Origin of the sequence: Rathayibacter sp. AY2B7, from assembly GCF_002931635.1 — a bacterium.
Lineage (GTDB): Bacteria > Actinomycetota > Actinomycetes > Actinomycetales > Microbacteriaceae > Rathayibacter.
Genome location: NZ_PSUC01000051.1, coordinates 1 through 23185 on the forward strand (window position 1 = coordinate 1; position 23185 = coordinate 23185).

Genomic DNA, 23185 nt, shown 5'->3' on the forward strand with positions numbered 1-23185 from the left:
GTATCGCCCACCACGAGAACCCCCGGCCCCTGGCCGGGGGTTCTGTCGTTCCCGGCTCCGGCGCTACCCTCGCAGGATGCCCGCCCCGATCCCCGTCGACGACCAGGGCACCCTCCTGCGGCTCGTCTCGCGGGACGACGGACCTGCCCTCGCCGCCGCGTACCGGCGCAACCGCCGGCACCTCGCGCCCTGGGAGCCGACGCGCTCGACCCGCTTCTTCGAGGCGGGGGGCCAGACCGACGCCGTCGCGGACGCGCTCGCCGCGCATCGGGCCGGCAGCGTCCTCCCGCTCGTCCTCGACGCGGGCGGCGTGATCGTCGGTCGGCTGACTCTCGCGAACATCGTCCGCGGCGCCTTCGACAGCGGCGATCTCGGCTACTGGCTCGACAGCGGTCTGCAGGGCCGCGGCGTGATGACCCGCGCGGTCGGAGCCGTCCTGCGCACCGCGCGGGAGGATCTGGGGCTGCACCGCGTGCAGGCCGGGACGCTCCTCCACAACGTCGGATCGCAGACCGTGCTGCAGCGCAACGGCTTCGAGCGGATCGGCGTCGCGCGGCGATACCTGCGGATCGCCGGGGAGTGGCAGGACCACGTCCTCTTCCAGGCGCTGCTCGAGGGCGGCCCGCTCCAGCCTCCGCCGACTCCGCTCGTCTAGGGTGAGCGGCGCCGGCCTTCTCCCGGCGCTCCGAGCGGGAGGGACGCGCCCATGACCACGCGGCACATCGGCGGACGAGAGTTCGACTTCGAGCGGCAGGTGGCCGTGATGGCGGTCGTGAACCGCACTCCCGACTCCTTCTACGACAAGGGCTCCACTTTCGCCCTGGACAGCGCCATCGCGGCCGCCGTGCGCGCCGCGGAGCTCGGCGCCGACTGGGTCGACATCGGCGGAGTGCCGTTCGGCCGCGGCCCCGCCGTCACGCTCCAGGAGGAGCTCGACCGGGTCGTCCCCGTCGTGGCGGGCATCGCGGAGCGGAGCGACGTCGTCGTCTCGGTGGACACGACGAGCGCCGAGGTCGCGCGCGCGAGCATCGCCGTGGGCGCCTCCGTCATCAACGACACGAGCGGGCTGCACGACCCCCGGATGCTCGAGGTCGTCGCCTCCTCCTCCGCTCAGCTCGTCATCACCCACAGCGTGGGCGCTCCCCGCAGCGAGCCGGAGAGACCCGAGTACGACGACGTCGTGGCGGCGGTGGTCGACCACCTGCGGAGCCGGGTCGATCGCGCGCTCTCGGGTGGAGTGCCTGCCGGGAGGATCATCGTCGATCCGGGCCATGACCTGAACAAGAACACCCTGCACACGCTCGAGCTCACCCGCCGGCTGGGCGAGGTGGCCGCGCTCGGCTTCCCGGTGCTCGCCGCGGTCTCCAACAAAGACTTCATCGGCGAGGCGCTGGACCGGCCGCAGGGGGAGCGCCTCGAGGGCTCCCTCGCCGCCGCGGTGATCTGCATCCTGAACGGTGCGCGGATCGTGCGCATGCACGACGTGCGCCAGGCGGTGGACGCCGTGCGGATGACGGAGGCGGTGCTCGGCTGGCGGGCGCCCGTCTTCCTCCGCCACAACGTGGAGCCGGCGGCGTGAGCGCCCGCATCGACGGCCTGTCGCCGGCCGTGCAGGACCTGTCCGACGAGGCTCTGCTGGCCCTCTACGCGGACGGGGCCGGCGAGCAGTGGCTCCGGGTCAACTTCGTCGCGAGCGTCGACGGAGCGGTCACCCGCGACGGCGTCTCGGGCGATCTCGGGGGAGCGGCGGACCTGCGCGTGTTCGACCTGCTCCGTCGGCTCGCCGACGTCGTGCTCGTCGCGGCCGGCACGGTGCGGACCGAGGGCTACGGTCCGATGGTGCTGAGCGACGAGTCCGTGCGGGCGCGGCTCGGCACCGGGCGCGCCCCGCAGCCCGTCTTCGCGATCGTCTCGGGGTCGCTCGACCTCGATCCCGCCTCGCGGATCTTCACCGAGGCGCCGGTGCGCCCGATCGTCGTGACCACCGGCTCCTCGCCGGCCCGCCGCCGCGCGGAGCTCGCCGAGGTCGCCGACGTGCTCGTCTGCGGCGACGCAGAGCTCGACGCGACGCGGATGCGGGCGCAGCTCGCGGAGCGGGGGCTCGGCAGGATCCACTGCGAGGGCGGTCCGTCGCTGCTCGGGACCCTCCTCGCCGCGGACGCCGTCGACGAGCTCTGCCTGACCGTCGCTCCGACGCTCGAGGCGGGGGACTCCGGGAGGCTCGCCCGCGGCGACGTCCCCGGACCGCGCCCGCAGCACCTGGCGCACGTGCTCAGCGCCGGCGACACGCTGCTCCTGCGCTACCTCCGCCGGCGCTGACCCGCCCTAGTCGCGGCGCCGCTCGTTCCCGTCGCGCTTGGCCTCGGAGGCCGGACGGGCGGCGATCACGGGGTGGGCGCCGGTGAAGCCGTCACGGGCGGACGCGATCGCCAGGATGCGCGGCTTCGCGACGTGCCAGCCCACGATCAGGGCGGGCACGCCGACCACCGCGACGATCCCCACGGTCCAGGTGCCGGTCGGGAAGTCGACGGCGATGAGGACCACCACGATCACCAGGAACGCCAGGGTGAGCCACGAGGTCACCGGGGCGCCGGGCATCCGGAAGGACGGGCGCTCCAGGCGCCCCTGGGCCGCCCAGCGCTGCAGCTGCATCTGGCAGAGGACGATCATGCCCCAGCCCGTGACGATGCCCAGCGCCGAGACGTTGAGGACGATCTCGAAGGCCTCGGACGGCACGAAGAGGTTCAGCACGATCCCGATCAGGGTGATGCTCGCCGTGAGCAGGATGCCGCCGTAGGGGACGCCCTGCTTGTTCATGCGGCCGGTGAAGGCGGGGGCGGAGCCGTTGAGCGCCATGGAGCGGAGGATGCGGCCGGTCGAGTAGAGCCCGGCGTTGATGCTGGAGAGCGCGGCCGTCAGCACGACGAAGTTCATGATCGATCCGGCGATCTCGCCCGAGGAGCCGTCGCCCAGCGAGCTGAAGAACGTGACGAACGGGCTCTCGCCCTTCGAGTAGGCCGTGTAGGGCAGCAGCAGCGTCAGCAGCAGCACCGAGCCGACGTAGAAGACGGCGATGCGCAGGATGACCGAGTTGATCGCCCGCGGGATGACCTTCGCCGGCTCCGCGGTCTCGCCCGCCGCCGTGCCGACCAGCTCGACTCCGGAGTAGGCGAACACCACGCCCTGGACGACCAGGACGCTGGCGATCAGGCCGCCGGGCAGGATGCCGCCGTTGTCGTTCCAGAGGCTGATCCCGGGGTCCACGGCGACGCCGCCGGACTGCAGCGGCCAGCCCGCGGCCAGCACGACGACGCCGATCACCAGGAAGACCACCAGCGCCGTGACCTTGATCAGCGCGAACCAGAACTCCAGCTCCCCGAAGACCTTGACCGAGACGAGGTTCAGCGAGAGCACGACGACCAGGGCGATGAGTGCGAGGAGCCACTGGGGCACGGAGGAGAAGAGCGACCAGTACTTCACGTAGAGGGCCACCGCGGTGACGTCGGCGATCGCGGTCATCGCCCAGTTCAGGAAGTACATCCAGCCGGCGACGAAGGCGGCCTTCTCGCCCAGGAACTCGCGGGCGTAGGAGATGAAGGAGCCCGAGCTCGGCCGGTGCAGGACCAGCTCGCCGAGCGCGCGGAGGATCAGGTAGGCGAAGACGCCGCAGACCGCGTACACGACGACGAGCGAGGGACCGGCGGTGGCGAGTCGGCCGCCGGCGCCGAGGAAGAGGCCGGTGCCGATCGCGCCGCCGATGGCGATCATCTGCAGCTGCCGGGGCTTGAGGCCGGGACGGTAGCCCTCCTGCTCCTTCGAGAAGTCGGGCTGCACGGGCCCGCGGTCGTCGTCGCTCTGCGTCACGGGGGCTCCCTCGTCACCGGATCGCGCCGGGCGGCTGCTCCGGCACGCCCGTCAGGGTAAGGGCGCGTTGCTCTGAGGAGGCGGATGGCGCGGTCCGCGGCATGCGGATCCTCTCAGGATCGAAGCGCCTACCCTGGGGGCATGAGCGGTCCGGACCTCGCACGGCAGTCCTCGCTCGAGGGCGTCCGGATCCCGTCGCCGGCGAGGCGCCTGAACGGCGGCACCGATCCGGCGCTCGTCTGGCGCAACGAGCTCGACGGGCTGACCTTCCGCGTGGACGCCGGGTACCTGAAGTGGAATCCCCGGTCCACGGGCGTCGACCTCCGCCGCGAGATCGCGCGTCTGCGCTGGCTGGAGGGGCGGATCGACGCGCCCCGGATCCTGGAGGCGGGCGAGGACGAGGAGGGGCAGTGGCTCCTCACCGCACCGCTGCCCGGGCGGAGCGCCGTCGATCCGAAGTGGACAGCCCGCCCGGAGGAGGCCGTCCGTGCGATCGCGGCCGGCCTGCGGGCGGTCCACGCGCTTTCCGTCGACGCGGTGCCCGAGGAGCTGCGCGGCGACTCCTGGTTCGCGCGCCGGCCGTCGGCGCTCGGCTCGGCTCCGGAGCTCGTGGACCCCGTCGTGGTGCACGGCGACGCGTGCGCTCCGAACACGCTCGTCGACGACGACGGACGCTGGAGCGGCACGGTCGACGTCGGCGACCTGGGCGTGGGCGACCGCTGGGCGGATCTGGCGGTCGCCGCGGTCAGCCTCGGCTGGAACTACGGACCCGGCCACACTCCGCTGCTCCTCGCGGAGTACGGAGCGGATCCGGACGACGAGCGCGCGGCCTACTACCGCGCGCTCTGGTCGTCCGAGTCCTGAGTCACTTCTTCTTCGCGGCCTCGTCGTCCTGGGCCGCGCCCTCGTCGCTGCGGTTCTCGCTCGCCAGGCGCAGCCAGCGTCCGTCGCGGACGTCCTTCTCGTGCACGGCCGCCTTCTTGTCGCTCGCGGCGGTGTCGCGCGGGGGGAGCTGGATGGTCTCCTCCGCCTCGATGCCCGCCTGCAGCTCGCGTCCGCGCTCGAGCTCGGCGTCGAACTCCGCGCCGAAGAGCAGGGCGATGTTGGTGATCCAGATCCAGAGGAGGAAGACGATCACCGCGCCGAGCGAGCCGTAGGTCTTGTTGTAGTTGGAGAAGTTGGCCACGTAGAACGCGAAGCCGGTCGAGGCGATCAGCCAGATCGCCAGGGCGACGATCGATCCGATGCTGATCCAGCGGAACTTCGGCTGGCGGATGTTGGGCGCCCAGTAGTACAGGATCGCGACGATCACGATCGCTATCACCACGAGCACCGGCCATTTCGCGATGTTCCACACGGTGAGGGCGGCGGGGCCGAGGCCCACGACGTCGCCGACGGCGGTCGCGACCGGTCCGCTGAGCACGAGGATGAGCGCCGCGATCACGATCAGGACGACCGTCACCACGGTCACGCCGAGCATCGTCGGGCGGAGCTTCCAGAAGGGGCGCCCCTCGTCGATCTGGTAGACGCGGTTCATCGCGCGGCCGAAGGCGCCGACGTAGCCGGAGGCGGACCAGATCGCTCCGACGACACCGGTCACGAAGGCGAGACCCGCGGCGGAGGAGCTGGTCAGCGCCTGGATCGGGTCGCGCAGCAGGTCGACGACCTCGCTCGACGCGAGGTTCCCGATCAGGTCGAGGACCAGATCGGTGGTGGCCTGCGCCTGGCCGAAGAGCCCCAGCACCGACACGATCGCGAGCAGGGCGGGGAAGAGCGCGAGCACCGCGTAGTAGGTGAGCGCGGCGGCGAGGTCGGTGCACTGGTCCGCGCCGAACTCGCGGGCCGTCTTCTTGAGGACGTAGAACCAGGAGCGCTTGGTGATGTCGGTGACGTCGTCGGGCTTCCGGGAATCGTCGGGATCGGGCGCTGTCTTCTCGCGGGTCGTGCTCTGCTCGGCCATGCGGACACGCTACGGGGCCGACAGTCATCGGACGGCCCCCTTGACGGCGCGGCCGGTCGTGTCGCGGGTCAGGCCCGGCGCTGGCGCGCAGCGGCGAGGGTGCCGAAGAGGAGGAAGGAGCAGGTCGCGGCGAGGACGGTCAGCAGGGGAGCCTCCCAGCCGCCGCTCGCGTCGTGCGCGAAGCCGATGACGGTCGGGGCGGTGGCGGCCACGGCGTAGCCGATCCCCTGCACCGTGGCCGAGAGCCGCGACGCATGGGCGTCGGAGCGGGAGAGCCGCACGACGAGCACGAAGACCACCGTGAATCCTCCGCCCTGGGCCGCGCCGCCCAGCACGCACCAGAGCGCCCAGAGCTGCGGGGCGAGCAGCAGCCCCGCCGGCACCGTGCACCAGAGGAGGCCGACGAGCACGATGCTCCCCAGGGGTCCGAGCCTGCGGACCAGGAGCGGGACGCCGAGGGCGCCGGCGACCGCGGCGAGCTGGAACACCGAGGCGCTCGCGCCCGCGGTCGCGATCGAGAAGCCGTTGCGGTCGACGAGCAGCGAGGGGAGCCACGCCGTCACTCCGTAGTACGAGAACGCCTGGCTCGAGAAGCAGAGCGCGAGCGCCAGCACGGTCGCGCTGCGGAAGATCCGCGGAGCCGGTGCGGCCGGTGCGCGGTCGGCGCGGGCCTGGCGGGGAGTCGGACGCAGGGCCGCCCGAGGCCCCACGGCCACGAGCCAGCCGGCCAGAGCGAGGGCGTTGAGGGCGAGCCAGACGAGCAGGGCGCCGCGCCAGCCGAGCGCCAGAGCGAGCGGAGCGGTGCCGAGCGAGGTGATCGTCGAGCCGATGTTGAGGGCCGCGGTGTAGACGCCCGTCGTGAGGTCGACGCGCTCGGGAGCGACGTCCCGCCGGATCACGACGGGGAGGACGACGTTGCCGATCGTGATGGAGACGCCGATCAGGATCGTGCCCGCCACGGCCGGTCCCACGTCGCCGATCGAGCGGACGATCGTGCCGAGCGCGACGCCGATCACCGTGACGGTCACGGCGGCGTCGGGACCCGCGCGGCGGATCACCAGGAGGGCGAGCGGAGTCGCCAGGGCGAAGCAGAGCACGGGGATGCTGGTGAGGATCCCCGCCTGGCCCGCGGACAGCGCGAGGTCCTCGCGCACCGCGTCGATGATGGGCGCGACGGCGACGATCGGACCGCGCAGGACCAGCGCGACCAGGGCGACCGCCACGACGAGGAGCCAGGGAGCGCTCCGGCGCGCGGTCATCGGGGCGTCGAGGGCCGCGGCACCCCGGTCAGCCGGCCAGGCCGGGGACCCCGGCCGAGAGGTTGCCGACGATGGTGAAGACGCCCGACACCAGACCGAGGATCCCGGTGACGAGTCCGGCCGTCGCGAGCCCGCGACCGCCTCCGACGAGCGGTGCGGCCGCCCGGCCCTTCGCCGAGAAGACGATGGCGAGGATCGAGGGGATCAGCAGCGGGTTGATCAGCAGGCTCAGGACGCCGAGCACGAGGCTCGCGATCGCCATCGGGTTGCGGCCCGCCGCGGAGGACGGGGCGGACGGATAGGCGTACAGCTCCTGCTCCGGAGCGCCCGGGGGCGTGCCGTAGGCGGGAGCGGGCTCCGAGGAGGACGGGCGGGACCGGTCGGTCCACGCCGTGCCGTCCCAGTAGAGCTCCGAGCCGAGGTCGGCCGGGTGCGGGTACCACCCGGGCGCGGGCAGCGGAGCGGAGTCGTCGGGCATGGGGCGAGTCTAGAGCGGCGCCGATCAGCTCTTCGGCTGCTCGATGGCGAGCGCGTTCCCGTCGGGATCGAGGATCCAGGCCGCCCAGACGCTGCCGCGGTCGGCCACGCCGTTCTCGGTGCGCAGCTCGTCGCTGTCGTAGTCCTCCGGAGCCACGCCCCGAGCCGCCAGCGCGTCCAGCTCGGCGCGCAGGTCTGCCACCCGCCAGGCGGCCTTGGTCTGCTCGTCCTTCGAGCCCGTGCTGCTGGCGGTGACGGTGAGCCGCGTGCCGCCGCAGGAGTAGGCGATCGCCGACTCGCTCTCCTCGAGGACCTCCAGTCCCAGGGAGCCGGCGTAGAAGGCGCGGGAGGCGGCGAGGTCGCGGGAGAGCAGAACGGGGCCGATGGGGGAGTCGGAGAGCACGGTGAGCCCTTTCGTCGGTGGGCCTCCAGTCGACGCCCGCTGCGGCCCGGCGCGGAAGGGATTGCCACCGGGCCGGCCGGAGGGGGGCGAGCGCGGCAGAATGGCCTCGGCCGTGCCCGCCGCGCGGCCGGGAGGAGCCCTCATGAGCTGGACCATCGACGAGGTGGCGTGGACCCACCCGGACGCCGAGCGTCTGCGCGACGCGCAACGGCGCGAGCTCGACGAGCGCTACGGCAACGACGACCACGAGCCCGGCACGCCGCCCTCGGCCGACGACGTGCCCGTCTTCCTCGTCGCCCGCGACGCGAGCGGCGCGGCGGTGGCCTGCGGCGGACTGCGGCCTCTCGACGACGACGTCCTCGGACCGGGGGCGATCGAGGTGAAGCGGATGTTCGCCGACCGCGCCGCCCGCGGCACCGGAGCGGCCACGGCCGTCCTTCGCGCGCTCGAGGCGCGGGCGGCCGCTCTGGGCACGACGCGCCTGGTGCTGGAGACCGGGACGCTCCAGCCCGACGCGATGCGGTTCTACCTCCGGGAGGGCTACCACGCCATCCCGCCGTTCGGCGCCTACATCGGGTCCGAGCACTCGGTCTGCTACGCCCGCGATCTCGCTCCCGGCACCTGAGCGTCAGCGGCGCAGGGTCTCCACCGGGTACTCGCCGAAGCGGCGGTGGTACGCCCCCGAGAAACGGCCCTGGTTGAGGAAGCCCCAGCGCGCGGAGACGGCGCGCACGGTCTCCTCGCCCGGAGCGCCCTCGCGGAGCTCGACGCGCGCCCGGTCGAGACGCACGCCGCGCAGGTAGCCGAGCGGAGTGTCGCCGAAGTGCCTCCGGAACGCGGCCTGCAGCGCCCGCGGAGTGAGCCCCGCCGCTGCCGCGATGTCGGACACGGTGACGGGCGATGCGGCGAACGCGTGCAGGAACTCGGCGGCCCGCAGCAGGTGCTCGAGCCCCGGCCGCAGCACCTGCGCCGGAACGACGACCGGCCGGTGCGCGAAGGTCGCGAGCAGGTGCAGAGCGACACCGCGCTCGGCCGCCACGAGCTGCAGCGCGGTCGCCTCGCGGCCCGACCGCAGGACGCCCGCGAAGTCGTCGACCGCCCGCCACCAGCCCGGCAGCGCCGAGGCGGAGGCGATCGAGCGGTGGTCGAAGACGAGCGGCAGCGGCACGCCGTCGCCGGCCTCGGACGAGACCTGCTCGAGGAGGCCGGCGGCCACGTGCACGAGCCGCTGCTGGAAGTCGCGGCTGACGAACTCGAACGGACGCGCGCTGGGGAAGACGACCGGCCGCCCCGGCAGGTGGACGATCCGATCGCCCTCCGGGTCCACCACGCTCGTGCCGGAGAGGAACCACGAGACGACGTACTCGCCCTCCGGACGCAGCCCCCCGGACACGGAGCCGCGGAACACCGACGTCCGCAGGCTCACGCCCTCGCTCCCGGAGACGTCGTAGCGGAAAGAGAAGGGCCGCTCGACCGTCTCCGTCCGGAATCCCGACCCGCCGTAGCCGTCCGAGTAGAAGCGCCGCGCCTCCTCCAGGTCGGCCCCGGAGCGTGTGAAGCGCTGCAGCGAAGGACCGGCACCCATCGGACCAGGATGCCACCTGGACGGATTGCGCACCGGTCGCCCCCGCGTCCGTGTCCGGGGCACGTCCTGTCGGCAGGGTGACGGGGTCGGACGACACGGACGGAGACGCATGGAGATCAGCGCACGCAGACTCGCGGCACGCGACGCCGTGGCCGTCGTCGCCGTCCTCGCCGCACTCGAGGGGGCGCTCGCCGTGGACTCCCTGCCGCCCGGCCTGGAGGAGGTCCTCCTGCACCAGCTCGAGCGCACCTCGCTCGTACTCCCCGGCGCCGACCGGGACGAGCTCGCCTCCGCTCTGCGCGCGCTCGACGCCCGAGTGCGCGACGCGCTCGGGTAGAGGCCGCCGCCGACTACAGTCGAGGGGTCAACCGAGCCCGAGGAGTGCCCGCACGTGTCGAACGAACCGTCGAATCCCGCAGAGAACGAGTCCCACTCGGTCGTCACCGAGGCGGGCACGGGATTCACGCACTTCACCGACCGGGCCGTAGTCGCGATCCGCGTCAACGGGGAGCTCAAGGACCTCGCCGCCGACGTCGTGCCGGGCGACCGCATCGAGCCGGTGCTCATCTCCTCGCCGGACGGGCTGAACATCCTCCGCCACTCCGCGGCCCACGTGCTCGCGCAGGCGGTGCAGCAGATCAACCCGGAGGCGAAGCTGGGCATCGGCCCGCCCGTCACCGACGGCTTCTACTACGACTTCGACGTCGAGGAGCCCTTCACGCCCGAGGCGATGAAGGCGCTCGAGAAGGCGATGGACCGCATCGTCCGCCAGGGCCAGCGGTTCGTGCGCCGCGTCGTCTCCGAGGAGGAGGCGCGCGCCGAACTCGCCGGCGAGCCCTACAAGCTCGAGCTGATCGGGATCAAGGGCGGGGGAGCCGAGGACGAGAGCGTCGAGGTCGGCGGCGCCGAGCTCACCATCTACGACAACGTCGACCCGCGTACCGGCGAGACGGTCTGGAAGGACCTCTGCCGCGGCCCGCATCTGCCCAACACCCGCATGATCGGCAACGGCTACGCCCTGACCCGCAACGCTGCCGCCTACTGGCGCGGCTCGGAGAAGAACCCGCAGCTGCAGCGCGTCTACGGCACCGCGTGGCCCACGAAGGACGAGCTGCGCGAGCACCAGGCCCGCCTCGAGGAGGCGGCGCGCCGCGACCACCGCAAGCTCGGCCACGAGCTCGACCTGTTCTCCTTCCCGGACGAGATCGGCTCCGGCCTCGCGGTCTTCCACCCCAAGGGCGGGATCATCCGCTACGAGATCGAGCAGTACATGCGCGAGCAGCTGCTCGCCCACGACTACGAGCTCGTCTACACGCCGCACATCACCAAGGGCGACCTGTTCCTCACGAGCGGGCACCTGCAGTGGTACTCCGAGGGGATGTTCCCCCCGATGCACCTCGACGAGCTGCAGGACGAGGACGGCAACGTCACCCGCCAGGGCCAGGACTACTACCTCAAGCCCATGAACTGCCCGTTCCACAACCTGATCTTCCGCTCGCGCGGCCGCAGCTACCGCGAGCTCCCGCTGCGCCTGGCCGAGTTCGGCACCGTGTACCGCTACGAGAAGAGCGGCACCCTGCAGGGCCTCACGCGTGTGCGCGGCCTGACCCAGGACGACGCCCACATCTACGTCGCGCAGGAGGACGTGTCGGCCGAGCTGACCCGCAACCTCGAGTTCGTGCTGCAGGTGCTGCGCGACTACGGCCTCGACGACTTCTACCTCGAGCTGTCCACGAACGAGGAGGGCAACCCGAAGTTCGTCGGTGCGCCCGAGCAGTGGGAGGAGGCGATCGAGTCGCTGCGCGCGGTCGCCGTCGCCTCCGGTCTCGAGCTGGTGCCGGATCCGGGAGGAGCGGCGTTCTACGGTCCGAAGATCTCGGTGCAGGCGCGCGACGCCATCGGCCGCACCTGGCAGATGTCGACCATCCAGCTCGACTTCAACCAGCCCGAGCGCTTCGAGCTCGAGTACACGGCCTCGGACGGCTCGAAGAAGCGGCCCGTGATGGTCCACCGCGCGCTCTTCGGCTCCATCGAGCGCTTCTTCGCGATCCTCACCGAGCACTACGCCGGAGCGTTCCCGGTCTGGCTGTCGCCCGTACAGGTCGTGGGCATCCCGATCGCCGACGAGTACCTGCCCTACCTCGAGGAGGTCGTCGGCGAGCTCAAGCGGTCGGGCATCCGCGCCGAGATCGACTACTCCAGCGACCGGATGCAGAAGAAGATCCGCAACGCCACGCTGCAGAAGGTGCCCTTCCAGATGATCGTGGGGGAGAAGGACCGCGACGCCGGAGCCGTCAGCTTCCGCTTCCGCGACGGCACGCAGGAGAACGGGATCCCGGTCGCCGACGCCGTCGCGCGCATCCGCGAGGCCGTCGCCTCGAAGGCGCAGGTCTGAGCGTGAGCGACGGCCACGTGCCCGAGGGAGCGGAGGGCTCGGCGCACCTCGCCGGGGTTCCCGACGAGTTCCAGCGCCTGTGGACGCCGCACCGGATGGTCTACATCCAGAAGGGGCAGCCCGGAGCCGACGACTGCCCCTTCTGCGTGGCGCCGACGCTGAGCGACGAGGAGGCCCTCATCGTCGCCCGCGGGGAGCACGCCTACGTCCTGCTGAACCTCTTCCCGTACAACTCCGGACACCTCCTGGTCTGCCCGTACCGGCACATCCCGCTCTACGACGAGGCCACTCCCGAGGAAGTGGCCGAGATCGGAGCGCTCACGCAGACGGCGATGCGCGTCGTCCGCTCGGTCTCGAACAACGACGGCTTCAACCTCGGGATGAACCAGGGCGCGGTCGCGGGAGCGGGGATCGCCGCGCACCTGCACCAGCACGTGGTCCCGCGCTGGGCGACCGACGCGAACTTCTTCCCGATCATCGCCCGCACGAAGGCGCTCCCGCAGCTGCTCGGCGACGTGCGGGCGAGCCTCGCGGCGGCCTGGCCGAGCCTCTAGACCGCCACCCGGCCCCCTGTCCAGCGCCGCGGGCGGTAGGCGCCGTCTCGTAGACTCGGAGCTGCCGTCGGCGGAAGTCGCCGCACAGAACAGGACTCGCGAACATGACCGACACCACCACTCCGTCCTCGTCCGCTCCCGAGCAGTTCGGCTCGAGCCGCGTCAAGCGCGGTCTCGCCGAGATGCTCAAGGGCGGCGTCATCATGGACGTCGTCGACGCCGATCAGGCCCGCATCGCGGAGGACGCCGGCGCGGTCGCCGTCATGGCGCTCGAGCGCGTCCCCGCCGACATCCGCTCGCAGGGCGGCGTCGCGCGCATGAGCGACCCCGACCTGATCGACGGCATCGTCTCCGCCGTGTCGATCCCCGTCATGGCGAAGGCGCGCATCGGCCACTTCGTCGAGGCGCAGATCCTGCAGGAGCTCGGCGTCGACTACATCGACGAGTCCGAGGTCCTCTCGCCCGCCGACTACGTGAACCACATCGACAAGTGGAACTTCACCGTCCCCTTCGTCTGCGGAGCGACCAACCTGGGCGAGGCGCTGCGCCGCATCACCGAGGGCGCAGCGATGATCCGCTCGAAGGGCGAGGCCGGCACCGGCGACGTCTCCGAGGCGACCAAGCACATCCGCACGATCTCCGGCGAGGTCAACCGCTTGAAGGCGATGACCAAGGACGAGCTCTACGTCGCCGCCAAGGAGCTGCAGGCCCCCTACGACCTGGTCGTCGAGATCGCCCGGACCGGCAAGCTCCCCGTCGTCCTCTTCACCGCCGGCGGGGTCGCGACCCCGGCCGACGCGGCGCTGATGATGCAGCTGGGCGCCGACGGCGTGTTCGTCGGCTCCGGCGTCTTCAAGTCGGGCGAGCCCGCCAAGCGCGCGGCCGCGATCGTGAAGGCGACCACCTTCTTCGACGACGCGAAGGTCGTCGCGGAGGCCTCGCGCGGCCTGGGCGAGGCGATGGTCGGCATCAACGTGGCCGACGTGCCCGCGCCGCACCGCCTCGCCGAGCGTGGCTGGTAGCGCCGACGCGCCGCTCGCCGGCGCAGGACCGACGCGGGAGTCCCTCGAGGGGCTCCGCGTCGGCGTCCTCGCGCTGCAGGGCGACTTCCGCGAGCATGCGCACGTCCTGCGCGAGCTGGGCGCCGAGGTGGTGCTCGTGCGCCGCCCGGAGGAGCTCGCCGCCGTCGCGGGGCTGGTCATCCCGGGCGGCGAGTCCACGGTGATGGACAAGCTGTCGCGCCTCTTCGGCCTCGCGGAGCCGGTCGTCGAGGCGATCGGGGCGGGGATGCCCGTCTACGGGACCTGCGCCGGGCTGATCATGCTCGCCGACCGGGTCCTCGACCGCATCGACGGCCAGAGCAGCTTCGGCGGCCTGGACGTGTCGGTCCGGAGGAACGCGTTCGGCAACCAGCTCGACTCCTTCGAGACCGATCTCGACGTGCCGGCGATCGGCGATCCGCCTGTGCACGCGGTCTTCATCCGCGCACCGGTCGTGGAGGAGCTGGGGGAGCGGGCGACCGCGCTCGCCAGCGTCGCCGACGGGCGGGTGGTCGCGGTCGAGCAGGGCAACCTCCTCGGGACGGCGTTCCACCCCGAGATCACCGGCGACTACCGGTTCCACGAGCTGTTCCTGCGGAAGGTCGCGGCGACGCGCTTCGGCGACTGACCCGCTGCCGTCCCCTCCGCCAGGGGTGGACGGTGCGGGACCCGCGGGCCAGGGTGGTCGCATGCCCGAACTCCCCGAGGTCCAGGCCCTCGCCCTCGATCTCGACGCGCGCCTGGGCGGACGCGTCCTCGAGCGGCTCGACGTGTTCGCGATCTCCGCCCTCAAGACCGTGGCCATCCCGCCGTCGGCTCTGTCCGGCGAGACCGTCCACGGAGTGTCGCGGCACGGCAAGTTCCTCGACATCGCGGTCGGCGAGGCCCACGTCCTCCTGCACCTCGCCCGCGCCGGCTGGGTCCGGTGGCGGCCCGAGCGGCCGACGGCGCCGGCGAAGCCCGGCAGGGGCCCGCTCGCCGCGCGGCTCGTCCTCGACGACGGGTCGGGGTTCGACGTGACGGAGGCCGGCACCAAGAAGAGCCTCGCGCTCTCGATCGTCGCCGATCCGCTCGACGTCCCGGGCGTCGCCCGGCTGGGTCCCGATCCGCTGGACCCGGAGTTCACCGAGGAGATCCTCGGCGCGATCCTCGCCACGGCGGGCCGGGCGCAGGTGAAGGGCGTCCTCCGCGACCAGTCCCGCATCGCCGGCATCGGCAACGCCTACTCCGACGAGATCCTCCACGTGGCGCGCATGTCGCCCTTCAAGCCCGCCGCGCTCACCGCCGACGAGCTGGGCCGCCTCTACGCGGCTCTCCGCTACACCCTCGAGGAGGCGCTCGCCCGCGCCGAGGGCCTGCACGCGGCCGACCTCAAGCGCGAGAAGAAGCTCGGCATGCGCGTCCACGGCCGCACAGGAGAGGCGTGCCCCGTCTGCGGCGACACGATCCGGCAGGTGGTCTTCCACGACTCCACGCTCCAGTACTGCCCCACCTGCCAGACCGACGGCAGGATCCTCGCCGACCGGCTGCTGTCGCGGCTGATCAGATAGCGAGCCGGTTCATGCCCGGCTCGCCGCGGTCGGCTTCCGGGGGTGGCTGGGTGGGTGGAGCGGGTCGCGTCCGCCTACAGCGATCCGCTGGCACGCGGATCACTGGTTCGGCTGTGCTTGTGGTGAGCCGGTCCCTGCCCGGCTCGCCGCGGTCGGCTTCCGGGGGTGGCTGGGTGGGTGGAGCGGGTCGCGTCCGCCTACAGCGATCCGCTGGCACGCGGATCGTGCGTTCGGCGGTGCGGGGGCGCGCCGAGAGGGCGGCTCGTCTCCGGCGAGGAGGGTGTGGGAGGCTCGGTGCTCGGGCCGAGACGGGCGCGGACCGGCTCTCGAATAGACTGGCCCCTGCCATCAGCGGCGCCCTCGGGGGCCGCACGCAACGAGATTTCCGAGGGAGCACCGTGTCCGGGCATTCCAAGTGGGCCACGACCAAGCACCAGAAGGCGATCAAGGACTCGCGCCGCGCGAAGTCCTTCGCCAAGCTGATCAAGAACATCGAGGTGGCCGCCAAGATCGGCGGCGCCGACCTCTCCGGCAACCCGACGCTCGTCGACGCCGTGCAGAAGGCGAAGAAGACCTCGGTGCCGAACGACAACATCGACCGCGCGATCAAGCGCGGTGCCGGCCTCACCGGCGAGGTCATCGACTACACGACGATCATGTACGAGGCCTACGGCCCCAACGGCATCGCCCTGCTCGTCGAGTGCCTCACCGACAACAAGAACCGCGCCGCGGCGGACGTCCGCACAGCGATGACCCGCAACGGCGGCACCATGGCCGACCCGGGCAGCGTCGCCTACAACTTCGCGCGCAAGGGCGTCATCTCCGTTCCCCACGGAGAGAGCGTCACCGAGGACGACGTGCTCGGCGCGGTCCTCGACTTCGGCGTCGACGACGTGCTCGACCACGGCGAGAGCTTCGAGGTCCGCGTCGAGCCGAGCGAGCTCGTCCCGGCCCGCTCGGCCCTGCAGGAGGCGGGCATCGACTACGACTCCGCCGACATCGAGTTCGTCGCCTCCCTCCAGGTCGAGGCCGACGCCGAGACGGCCCGCAAGGTCTTCCGCCTGATCGACGCGCTCGAGGACTCGGACGACGTGCAGAACGTCTACACCAACCTCGACATCACGGCCGAGGTGCGCGCCGAGCTCGAGAACGAGGAGTGACGCGGTGAGCCCGGCCCGATCCCGGAGGGCGGCCTGATGCGCGTCCTCGGGATCGACCCCGGGCTCACCCGCTGCGGCGTCGGCATCGTCGACGTCTCGCGCGACCGCCGCGCGACCCTCGTGCACGTGACGGTCCTCCGGACACCGCCCGACGACGCACTGGAGCGCCGCCTGCTGGCCCTGGGCGACGGGCTCGAGGTGCTGCTCGACGAGCACCGCCCCGATGCCGTCGCGATCGAGCGGGTCTTCGCGCAGAACAACGTCAGCACCGTGATGGGCATCGCGCAGATCAGCGGCGTCGCCCTCGTCGCGGCGGCCCGGCGCGGGCTCCCGGTCGGGATGCACACGCCGAGCGAGGTGAAGGCCGCCGTCACCGGCTACGGAGCCGCGGACAAGCGCCAGGTCACCGCGATGATCCAGCGCGTCCTCCGGCTCGACGCCCCGCCGCGGCCGGCCGACGCGGCCGACGCCCTCGCCCTGGCCGTCTGCCACGCCTGGCGGGCCCCTCTCGCGCCCTCCTCCGGGTCGGCGGGAGCCGGTGCCGACGGAGCGGCGGGCGGCACAGCAGCGCAGCGGGCGTGGCGCGCCGCCGAGGCCGCGAGTCGAACGCCTGTTCGAGCATCTAGACTGGCGCGGTGATCTCCTCCCTCCGCGGCACCGTCCTCTCCGCCCGCGGGAGTCTCGCCGTCCTCGACGTCCACGGCGTCGGCTACGCGGTGAACGTGACCCCGCAGCACGCGCTCGAGATGCGCGTCGGCGACGAGACCACGGTCAGCACCGTGCTCGTCGTCCGCGAGGACTCGCTCACCCTCTACGGCTTCCCCGACGAGGAGCAACTGGAGATCTTCGAGCTGCTGATCGGCGTGACCGGCGTCGGCCCGAAGTCCGCTCTCGGCGTGCTCGGCGCGGTCGAGCCGGACCGGATCGCGCAGGCGGTCGCCGACGAGGACGACGGGGTGTTCCGGAAGGTCAGCGGCATCGGCCCGAAGACGGCCAAGCTGATCATCCTGTCGCTCGCCGGCAAGGTGACCGTCCGTCCCCGCGCCGCCCGCGGCTCCGGTCCCGCCGCCACCGCCGCGCAGAACGTGCTCGCGGCGCTCGTCGGCCTCGGCTGGCCCGAGCGCACCGCGGCCGACGTGGTCGACGAGATCCTGCTCGACGCGCAGGCCTCCGACGCCGCGAACGTGCAGGCGCTGCTCCGGCTCGCCCTCGCCCGCCTCGGTCCGGCGGCCCGCTCGTGAGCGACGAGGTGCTGGGCGCCGAGGTCGCATCGGAGGCCGAGGTCGCCTTCGAGGGCGCCCTGCGGCCCAGGAACCTCAGCGAGTTCGTCGGCCAGCGCAAGGTGCGCGGCCAGCTCGAGCTGCTGCTCAAGGCCGCGGCCATGCAGGGCCGGACCCCGGACCACATCCTGCTGGCGGGCCCGCCCGGTCTCGGCAAGACGACCCTCGCGATGATCGTGGCGGAGGAGAGCTCCTCGCCCCTGCGGCTCTCCAGCGGCCCCGCGATCCAGCACGCGGGCGACCTCGCCGCCGTCCTCTCCTCGCTGCTGCCCGGCGAGATCCTCTTCATCGACGAGATCCACCGCATGGCGCGCTCCGCGGAGGAGATGCTCTACCTCGCGATGGAGGACTTCCGGATCGACATCATGGTCGGCAAGGGGGCGGGAGCGACGTCCGTCCCGCTGGATCTCGCCCCGTTCACGCTCGTCGGCGCCACGACCCGCTCCGGCCTGCTGCCCAATCCGCTCCGCGACCGCTTCGGCTTCACCGCGCACCTCGAGTTCTACGCGGAGGACGAGCTGCGGCAGGTGCTCGCCCGGGCGGCACGGCTGCTCGAGCTCGATATCGACGCGGACGCGATCGCCGAGATCGCCGGCCGCTGCCGAGGCACCCCGCGCATCGCCAACCGCCTGCTCCGGCGGGTGCGGGACTTCGCCCTGGTCCACGGCGGACGGGCCGACGTGACCGCCGTCCGCGCGGCGCTGGAGCTCTACGACGTCGACGCGCTCGGACTCGACCGGCTCGACCGCGCGGTGATGGAGATCGTGCTGACCCGCTTCGACGGCGGGCCGGTCGGCCTGAACACCCTCGCCGTGTCGGTGGGGGAGGAGGCGGAGACGGTCGAGGCCGTCGTCGAGCCGTTCCTCGTGCGGATCGGATTGCTGACCCGGACGCCGCGGGGCCGCGTGGCGACCCCCGCCGCCTACCGCCACTTCGGCATCGACCCCCGGGGGACGGCGGCTCAGCCGCCCCTGTTCCCCGATGATCTATGATTCTCTAGGCCCGACGGGCCGCTCGATCCGCTCCGCCTCGACCTGAGGCCGCGCGGCGGATCGCCCATCCACTCCGGAAGGCCCACCCATGGATCCGACGATCATCCTGCTCGTCCTGCTGCTCGCCGTGATGATCATCTTCATGTTCCGCAACAACAAGAAGCGCCAGCGCGACGCGGAGAGCATGAAGAACAACCTCCAGCCGGGGGTGGAGCTGATGACCGGCTCCGGCCTCTTCGGCACCGTCGTGTCGATCGACGACGAGGCGAACAAGATCGTCATCGAGTCGACCCCCGGCACGCTGCTGACCATCCACCGTCAGGCGATCGCCCGGCTCATCGACCCGAGCGAGAACGCCGTCGTCGTCGAGACCGAGGACGAGGCCGACCCGCTGACCGCGACCGGCTCGCCCGAGTTCGGCGAGCGCGACTCCGCGCACCGCGACCCGCTGGTGGACCCGGTCGAGCGCGACCGCCGCCCCGACGCGCAGTAGTCTCCTGGGCGGGCCGGGCGCATCGGCGCCCGCCCGCCCTTCTCCACGCCCGGGCGACCCCGGGCCGATCACCGTCGACCGAAGAGAAAGCTGAGCCCTGGGTGGCCGCATCAACCCCCGTCCGGAAGGCCCGCCGCTCCCTGAGCTGGCTCGGTGTCCTGATCCTCGCTCTCGTCGGACTCAACACGGCGGCCGTCCTCTGGGGCGGCGGCTCCTGGACGCCGAAGCTCGCCCTCGACCTCGAGGGCGGCACGCAGATCGTCCTGCAGCCGCAGCTGAACGACGGCGACACCGTCTCGTCGGAGCAGCTCACCCAGGCCGTCTCGATCATCCGCCAGCGCATCGACGCGTCCGGCGTCTCCGAGGCCGAGATCACGACCCAGGGCTCGAGCAACATCGTCGTCTCGATCCCGGGCACGCCCGACGACGAGACGCTCCAGCGCATCGAGGCCTCGGCGAAGCTCGACTTCCGCCCGGTCCTCGTCGCGAGCCAGGCCACCAACAGCTCGGTCGGCGGCGACGCGACGTCCTCGCCCACGCCGACGCCCGTCGATCCGTCGCTCGCGACGGAGCCGACCGCCTCGCCGACGAACGCGAGCGACCTCGCCTACCTCACGCCGGCGCTCGAGGCTCAGTACACCTCGTTCGACTGCGCGTTCCTCAACGGCCAGGACCCGAACCTCGCCCCGGCCGACCAGCCGCTCATCACCTGCGACGACAGCGGGACGGTGAAGTACGTCCTCGGCCCGGTGGAGATCACCGGCGAGGACATCTCGGACGCCTCGAACGGCCTGATGACGACCTCCTCCGGCGCCAGCACCGGCACCTGGGCCGTCAACCTCTCGTTCGACGACCAGGGCACGCAGGCCTTCGGCGACGTGACCTCGCGCCTCGTGGCGCTGCAGGGTGCGCAGAACCAGTTCGCGATCGTCCTCGACGGCCGGGTCATCTCGGCCCCGTCGACGAACGCCGCCATCACCGACGGCAACGCGCAGATCTCGGGCTCCTTCACCCAGGAGTCGTCGAAGACGCTCGCCGACCAGCTCAAGTACGGCGCTCTGCCCATCGGCTTCCAGGTCCAGAGCTCGGACAGCATCTCGGCGACGCTCGGCTCCGCCCAGCTCGCCAGCGGCCTCCTCGCCGGCCTCATCGGCCTGATCCTCGTCATCGTCTACTCCATCGCGCAGTACCGCGTGCTCGGAGCCGTCACGATCGCCTCGCTGCTCGTCGCGGCGATCGTCACCTACCTCGTCGTCACGCTGCTGTCCTGGCGGGAGGGACTGCGCCTCTCGCTCGCAGGAGTCGCGGGTCTCATCGTCGCGATCGGCATCACGGCCGACTCGTTCATCGTGTACTTCGAGCGCATCCGCGACGAGCTGCGCGACGGACGCGGCCTCGAGTCCGCCGTCGAGTCCGGCTGGCGGCGCGCGCTGCGCACGATCTTCGCGTCCGACATGGTGAACCTGCTCGCCGCGGTGGTCCTCTTCCTCCTCGCCGTCGGCAGTGTCCGCGGCTTCGCGCTCACCCTCGGGATCACGACGATCATCGACCTGATCGTGGTGGCGCTGTTCACCCACCCGATCCTGCAGCTGATGGCCACGAGACCGTTCTTCGCCGAGGGGCACAAGGCCTCGGGCCTGGATCCCCGGGCGCTCGGGGCCGTCTACCGCGGCCGTGCCGCCTTCCGTCCGCAGGACCAGGTGGTCGCCGGCAAGCGCGCCTCCGCGTCCCGTGAGGCGGCCAAGCGCCAGACCATCGCCGAGCGGAAGGCCGCCGAGGCGGCCGGCCTGCGCGACTCCAACGACTCGAACGGGAAGGACGCGTGATGGCCAGCTTCTCGCAGTTCGGAAACGACCTCTACACCGGTGCGCGATCGATCGACTTCGTCGGCCGGCGCCGCACGTGGTACCTCGTCTCGCTCGCCCTGATCCTGATCACGCTGCTCGGGACGGTCGCCCGCGGCGGCTTCAACTTCGGCATCGAGTTCACCGGCGGCTCGCAGTTCACGGTGTCCTCGCCGTCGAGCCTCGAGCAGGCGACGGCGACGGACGCGGTGACCTCGGTCGCTCCGGAGACCGTGCCGCGCGTGTCCATCGTCGGCGACGACTCCATCCGCGTGCAGACCGGCCAGCTCTCGACCGACGAGTCGACCGCGGTGCGGAACGCCCTGTCGGAGGCGTACGACGTGCCCACCGACCAGGTCGCCTCCTCCTTCATCGGAGCGGCGTGGGGCAACGACGTGACCCAGCAGGCCCTGCGCGGCCTGGTGATCTTCGTGGTCCTCGCGGCCCTGGCCATGTGGGCGTACTTCCGCACCTGGAAGATGTCGCTCGCGGCGATCGTCGCGCTCCTGCACGACCTCGTGATCGTGGCGGGCGTCTACGGCATCACCGGCACCGAGGTGTCGCCGGCGGCGGTGATCGGACTGCTGACGATCCTCGGCTACTCGCTCTACGACACGGTCGTGGTCTTCGACAAGATCCGCGAGAACACCGTGGAGGCGCTCGGCAGCACGACCCGCACCTTCTCCGAGACGGTGAACCTGGCCGAGAACCAGACTCTCGTGCGCTCCATCAACACCTCGATCGTCGCCGCCCTCCCAGTGGCCGCGATCCTCGTGATCGGTGCGTTCGTCCTCGGCGCGGGCACGCTCCGCGACATCTCGCTCGCCCTGCTGATCGGCATCATCGTCGGCACGTACTCGACGATCTTCGTCGCGGCGCCGCTGTACGCCCAGCTGCGCAGCCGGGAGCCCGAGATCTCCAAGCACGACAAGCGCGTGGAGTCGGCCCGGGCGAAGGCGACGGCGCCGGCCGCGCCGGCGGTGCAGGGCTGAGCCGTGGCCGACTACGCACAGGTCACGGCGGCCGACGCCGTCGGACTCGTCGAGCGCGACGAGGTCTGGCTGCTCGACGTCCGGGAGCCGCACGAGTGGGCGGCGGGGCACGCTCCCTCCGCCCACCACATCCCGATGGGGGAGATCGGCGCCCGGCAGGACGAGCTCCCGGCCGACACGGCGATCCTGGTGGTCTGCCACTCCGGAGTCCGCTCCGCGATGGTGACGCAGGCCCTCGACGGCGCAGGCTACGAGGTCGCCAACGTCGACGCCGGCATGACCGCCTGGGCCGCGGCGGGCGGCGACGTGGTCGACGGCGAGGGGCGCCCCGGACGCATCGGCTGACGCCGGCGCCGTCCGCCCCGGGCGGAACGGTCGTCGGCACCGTCCGCACGGGCGATAATGGGGCGATGGAGATCCTCGCGTGACGGAAACGACGACGACGTCCTCGACCGCTGCCCTGCGCAGACTGGTCCCGCGGATCTTCTCGCGTGCGCAGCCCTCCGGTGCTGTCGACACCCTCGTCCGCACCGTCCGGATGCACCATCCCAAGAGCGACATCGCGCTGATCGAGCGCGCTTACTCGGTCGCGGAGCGGGCGCACGCGAACCAGAAGCGCCGCAGCGGCGAGCCCTACATCACTCATCCGCTGGCTGTCGCGCAGATCCTCGCCGACCTCGGCATCGGCTCGAAGACGATCGCCGCCGCGCTGCTGCACGACACCGTCGAGGACACCGACTACCAGCTCGACGAGCTCCGCGCCGACTTCGGCGACGAGGTCGCGATGCTCGTCGACGGCGTCACCAAGCTCGACAAGGTCAAGTACGGCGATAGCGCGCAGGCCGAGACCGTGCGCAAGATGATCGTGGCGATGTCGAAGGACATCCGCGTCCTGATCATCAAGCTCGCCGACCGCCTCCACAACGCGCGGACCTGGGGCTTCGTCCCCGCCGAATCCGCCGCCCGCAAGGCCACCGAGACTCTCGAGATCTACGCGCCGCTGGCGCACCGCCTCGGCATCCAGGCGATCAAGTGGGAGCTCGAGGACCTGTCCTTCGCGGTGCTCTACCCCAAGATCTACAACGAGATCGAGAGCCTGGTGAAGCGGCGGACGCCGCAGCGCGAGGAGTTCGTGCAGAACGTCATCGACCTGATCAGCGAGGACCTGCGGGCCGGGCGGATCCGCGGTCGCGTCGTCGGCCGGCCGAAGCAGTACTACTCGATCTACCAGAAGATGGTCGTCCGCGGTCGCGAGTTCGACGAGATCTACGACCTGGTCGGCATCCGCGTCCTCGTGAATTCGGTGCGCGACTGCTACGCCGTGCTCGGCTCGATCC

26 protein-coding genes are annotated in these 23185 nt (G+C 71.9%); 20 read left to right on the top strand and 6 right to left on the bottom strand.

Translation table 11 applies throughout. The features are described 5' to 3' along the window. The first annotated feature begins 76 nt into the window (after positions 1-76). Genes C5C27_RS09900 through C5C27_RS09910 form a run of 3 tightly spaced genes read left to right on the top strand, consistent with a single transcriptional unit; the run spans position 77 to position 2319 of the window. Complete coding sequence (locus C5C27_RS09900) at positions 77-655, top strand: GNAT family N-acetyltransferase (protein ID WP_104225349.1); 579 nt, start codon at positions 77-79, stop codon at positions 653-655. Between the two features lie 51 nt (positions 656-706). Then, entirely contained in the window at positions 707-1579 is an 873-nt protein-coding gene (gene folP, locus C5C27_RS09905; RefSeq protein WP_104314281.1) for a dihydropteroate synthase, read from the top strand. Continuing rightward, positions 1576-2319: a pyrimidine reductase family protein gene (locus C5C27_RS09910; protein WP_104239453.1), complete on the top strand. Its 744-nt coding sequence runs from the start codon at positions 1576-1578 to the stop codon at positions 2317-2319. Before folP ends, C5C27_RS09910 begins: the two co-directional genes overlap by 4 nt. Positions 2320-2325: 6 nt before the next feature. Here C5C27_RS09910 and C5C27_RS09915 read toward each other — a convergent pair whose 3' ends face one another. Then, positions 2326-3864, bottom strand: coding sequence for an amino acid permease (locus C5C27_RS09915; RefSeq protein WP_258066589.1), 1539 nt, complete (start codon positions 3862-3864; stop codon positions 2326-2328). Positions 3865-4005: 141 nt separating this feature from the next. Between C5C27_RS09915 and C5C27_RS09920 the strand changes: the two genes are divergently transcribed. Next, positions 4006-4728, top strand: coding sequence for an aminoglycoside 3'-phosphotransferase (locus C5C27_RS09920; protein WP_181133495.1), 723 nt, complete (start codon positions 4006-4008; stop codon positions 4726-4728). Between the two features lies 1 nt (position 4729). Here the strand turns inward: C5C27_RS09920 and C5C27_RS09925 are convergent, their stop codons facing one another. The 4 genes from C5C27_RS09925 to C5C27_RS09940 all read right to left on the bottom strand — a co-directional run bounded on the left by C5C27_RS09925 (position 4730) and on the right by C5C27_RS09940 (position 7963). After that, positions 4730-5824, bottom strand: a complete 1095-nt coding sequence (locus C5C27_RS09925; protein ID WP_104239455.1) for a YihY/virulence factor BrkB family protein — start codon at positions 5822-5824, stop codon at positions 4730-4732. Between the two features lie 68 nt (positions 5825-5892). Continuing rightward, on the bottom strand, positions 5893-7083 hold the full coding sequence (locus tag C5C27_RS09930) for a CynX/NimT family MFS transporter (RefSeq protein ID WP_104314283.1): 1191 nt from the start codon (positions 7081-7083) through the stop codon (positions 5893-5895). 28 nt (positions 7084-7111) lie between these two features. Then, complete coding sequence (locus C5C27_RS09935) at positions 7112-7561, bottom strand: DUF4190 domain-containing protein (protein WP_104314284.1); 450 nt, start codon at positions 7559-7561, stop codon at positions 7112-7114. A gap of 24 nt (positions 7562-7585) precedes the next feature. Continuing rightward, positions 7586-7963: a VOC family protein gene (locus tag C5C27_RS09940; RefSeq protein ID WP_181133496.1), complete on the bottom strand. Its 378-nt coding sequence runs from the start codon at positions 7961-7963 to the stop codon at positions 7586-7588. A 142-nt stretch (positions 7964-8105) separates the two neighbouring features. On the opposite strand from C5C27_RS09940, the gene C5C27_RS09945 reads away from it, so the two are divergent. Further along, entirely contained in the window at positions 8106-8588 is a 483-nt protein-coding gene (locus tag C5C27_RS09945) for a GNAT family N-acetyltransferase (protein WP_104314285.1), read from the top strand. Positions 8589-8591: 3 nt separating this feature from the next. Here the strand turns inward: C5C27_RS09945 and C5C27_RS09950 are convergent, their stop codons facing one another. Beyond that, positions 8592-9548: an AraC family transcriptional regulator gene (locus C5C27_RS09950; RefSeq protein WP_219812493.1), complete on the bottom strand. Its 957-nt coding sequence runs from the start codon at positions 9546-9548 to the stop codon at positions 8592-8594. A gap of 109 nt (positions 9549-9657) precedes the next feature. Here C5C27_RS09950 and C5C27_RS09955 point away from each other — a divergent pair, with 109 nt between their 5' ends. The 15 genes from C5C27_RS09955 to C5C27_RS10025 all read left to right on the top strand — a co-directional run. Further along, the gene (locus C5C27_RS09955) at positions 9658-9885 is read left to right on the top strand and encodes a hypothetical protein (protein ID WP_104239460.1); all 228 of its coding nucleotides are present in this window, start codon (positions 9658-9660) and stop codon (positions 9883-9885) included. 156 nt (positions 9886-10041) lie between these two features. Then, positions 10042-11943 carry a threonine--tRNA ligase gene (thrS, locus tag C5C27_RS09960; RefSeq protein WP_258062650.1) on the top strand — a complete coding sequence of 634 codons (1902 nt, stop codon included), beginning with the start codon at positions 10042-10044 and terminating at the stop codon, positions 11941-11943. A 2-nt stretch (positions 11944-11945) separates the two neighbouring features. Next, complete coding sequence (locus C5C27_RS09965) at positions 11946-12497, top strand: HIT domain-containing protein (RefSeq protein ID WP_258062641.1); 552 nt, start codon at positions 11946-11948, stop codon at positions 12495-12497. Positions 12498-12601: 104 nt separating this feature from the next. Further along, positions 12602-13519: a pyridoxal 5'-phosphate synthase lyase subunit PdxS gene (gene pdxS, locus C5C27_RS09970; protein ID WP_104224629.1), complete on the top strand. Its 918-nt coding sequence runs from the start codon at positions 12602-12604 to the stop codon at positions 13517-13519. Between the two features lie 73 nt (positions 13520-13592). Beyond that, complete coding sequence (pdxT, locus tag C5C27_RS09975; RefSeq protein WP_374953051.1) at positions 13593-14165, top strand: pyridoxal 5'-phosphate synthase glutaminase subunit PdxT; 573 nt, start codon at positions 13593-13595, stop codon at positions 14163-14165. A 61-nt stretch (positions 14166-14226) separates the two neighbouring features. Continuing rightward, positions 14227-15087: an Fpg/Nei family DNA glycosylase gene (locus tag C5C27_RS09980; RefSeq protein WP_104314287.1), complete on the top strand. Its 861-nt coding sequence runs from the start codon at positions 14227-14229 to the stop codon at positions 15085-15087. A 398-nt stretch (positions 15088-15485) separates the two neighbouring features. Beyond that, a complete protein-coding gene (locus tag C5C27_RS09985; RefSeq protein WP_104224772.1) occupies positions 15486-16247 on the top strand; it encodes a YebC/PmpR family DNA-binding transcriptional regulator in 762 nt (253 codons plus the stop codon). Between the two features lie 36 nt (positions 16248-16283). Then, complete coding sequence (gene ruvC / locus C5C27_RS09990; protein ID WP_104314288.1) at positions 16284-16886, top strand: crossover junction endodeoxyribonuclease RuvC; 603 nt, start codon at positions 16284-16286, stop codon at positions 16884-16886. Continuing rightward, positions 16883-17488: a Holliday junction branch migration protein RuvA gene (ruvA, locus tag C5C27_RS09995; protein WP_104225337.1), complete on the top strand. Its 606-nt coding sequence runs from the start codon at positions 16883-16885 to the stop codon at positions 17486-17488. Before ruvC ends, ruvA begins: the two co-directional genes overlap by 4 nt. Then, positions 17485-18519 (top strand): Holliday junction branch migration DNA helicase RuvB, encoded by a 1035-nt coding sequence (ruvB, locus tag C5C27_RS10000; protein ID WP_104224769.1) that lies wholly within the window; start codon positions 17485-17487, stop codon positions 18517-18519. The genes ruvA and ruvB overlap by 4 nt, the downstream gene beginning before the upstream one ends. An 88-nt stretch (positions 18520-18607) precedes the next feature. Further along, the gene (gene yajC, locus C5C27_RS10005) at positions 18608-19012 is read left to right on the top strand and encodes a preprotein translocase subunit YajC (RefSeq protein WP_104233318.1); all 405 of its coding nucleotides are present in this window, start codon (positions 18608-18610) and stop codon (positions 19010-19012) included. 101 nt (positions 19013-19113) lie between these two features. After that, entirely contained in the window at positions 19114-20838 is a 1725-nt protein-coding gene (secD, locus tag C5C27_RS10010; protein WP_104246772.1) for a protein translocase subunit SecD, read from the top strand. Continuing rightward, positions 20838-21848, top strand: coding sequence for a protein translocase subunit SecF (secF, locus tag C5C27_RS10015; protein WP_104233316.1), 1011 nt, complete (start codon positions 20838-20840; stop codon positions 21846-21848). The genes secD and secF overlap by 1 nt, the downstream gene beginning before the upstream one ends. Before the next feature lie 3 nt (positions 21849-21851). Beyond that, positions 21852-22193, top strand: coding sequence for a rhodanese-like domain-containing protein (locus C5C27_RS10020; protein ID WP_104239052.1), 342 nt, complete (start codon positions 21852-21854; stop codon positions 22191-22193). Between the two features lie 79 nt (positions 22194-22272). Beyond that, on the top strand, positions 22273-23185 hold a 913-nt coding region (locus C5C27_RS10025; protein ID WP_146079651.1), incomplete at its 3' end, for an HD domain-containing protein.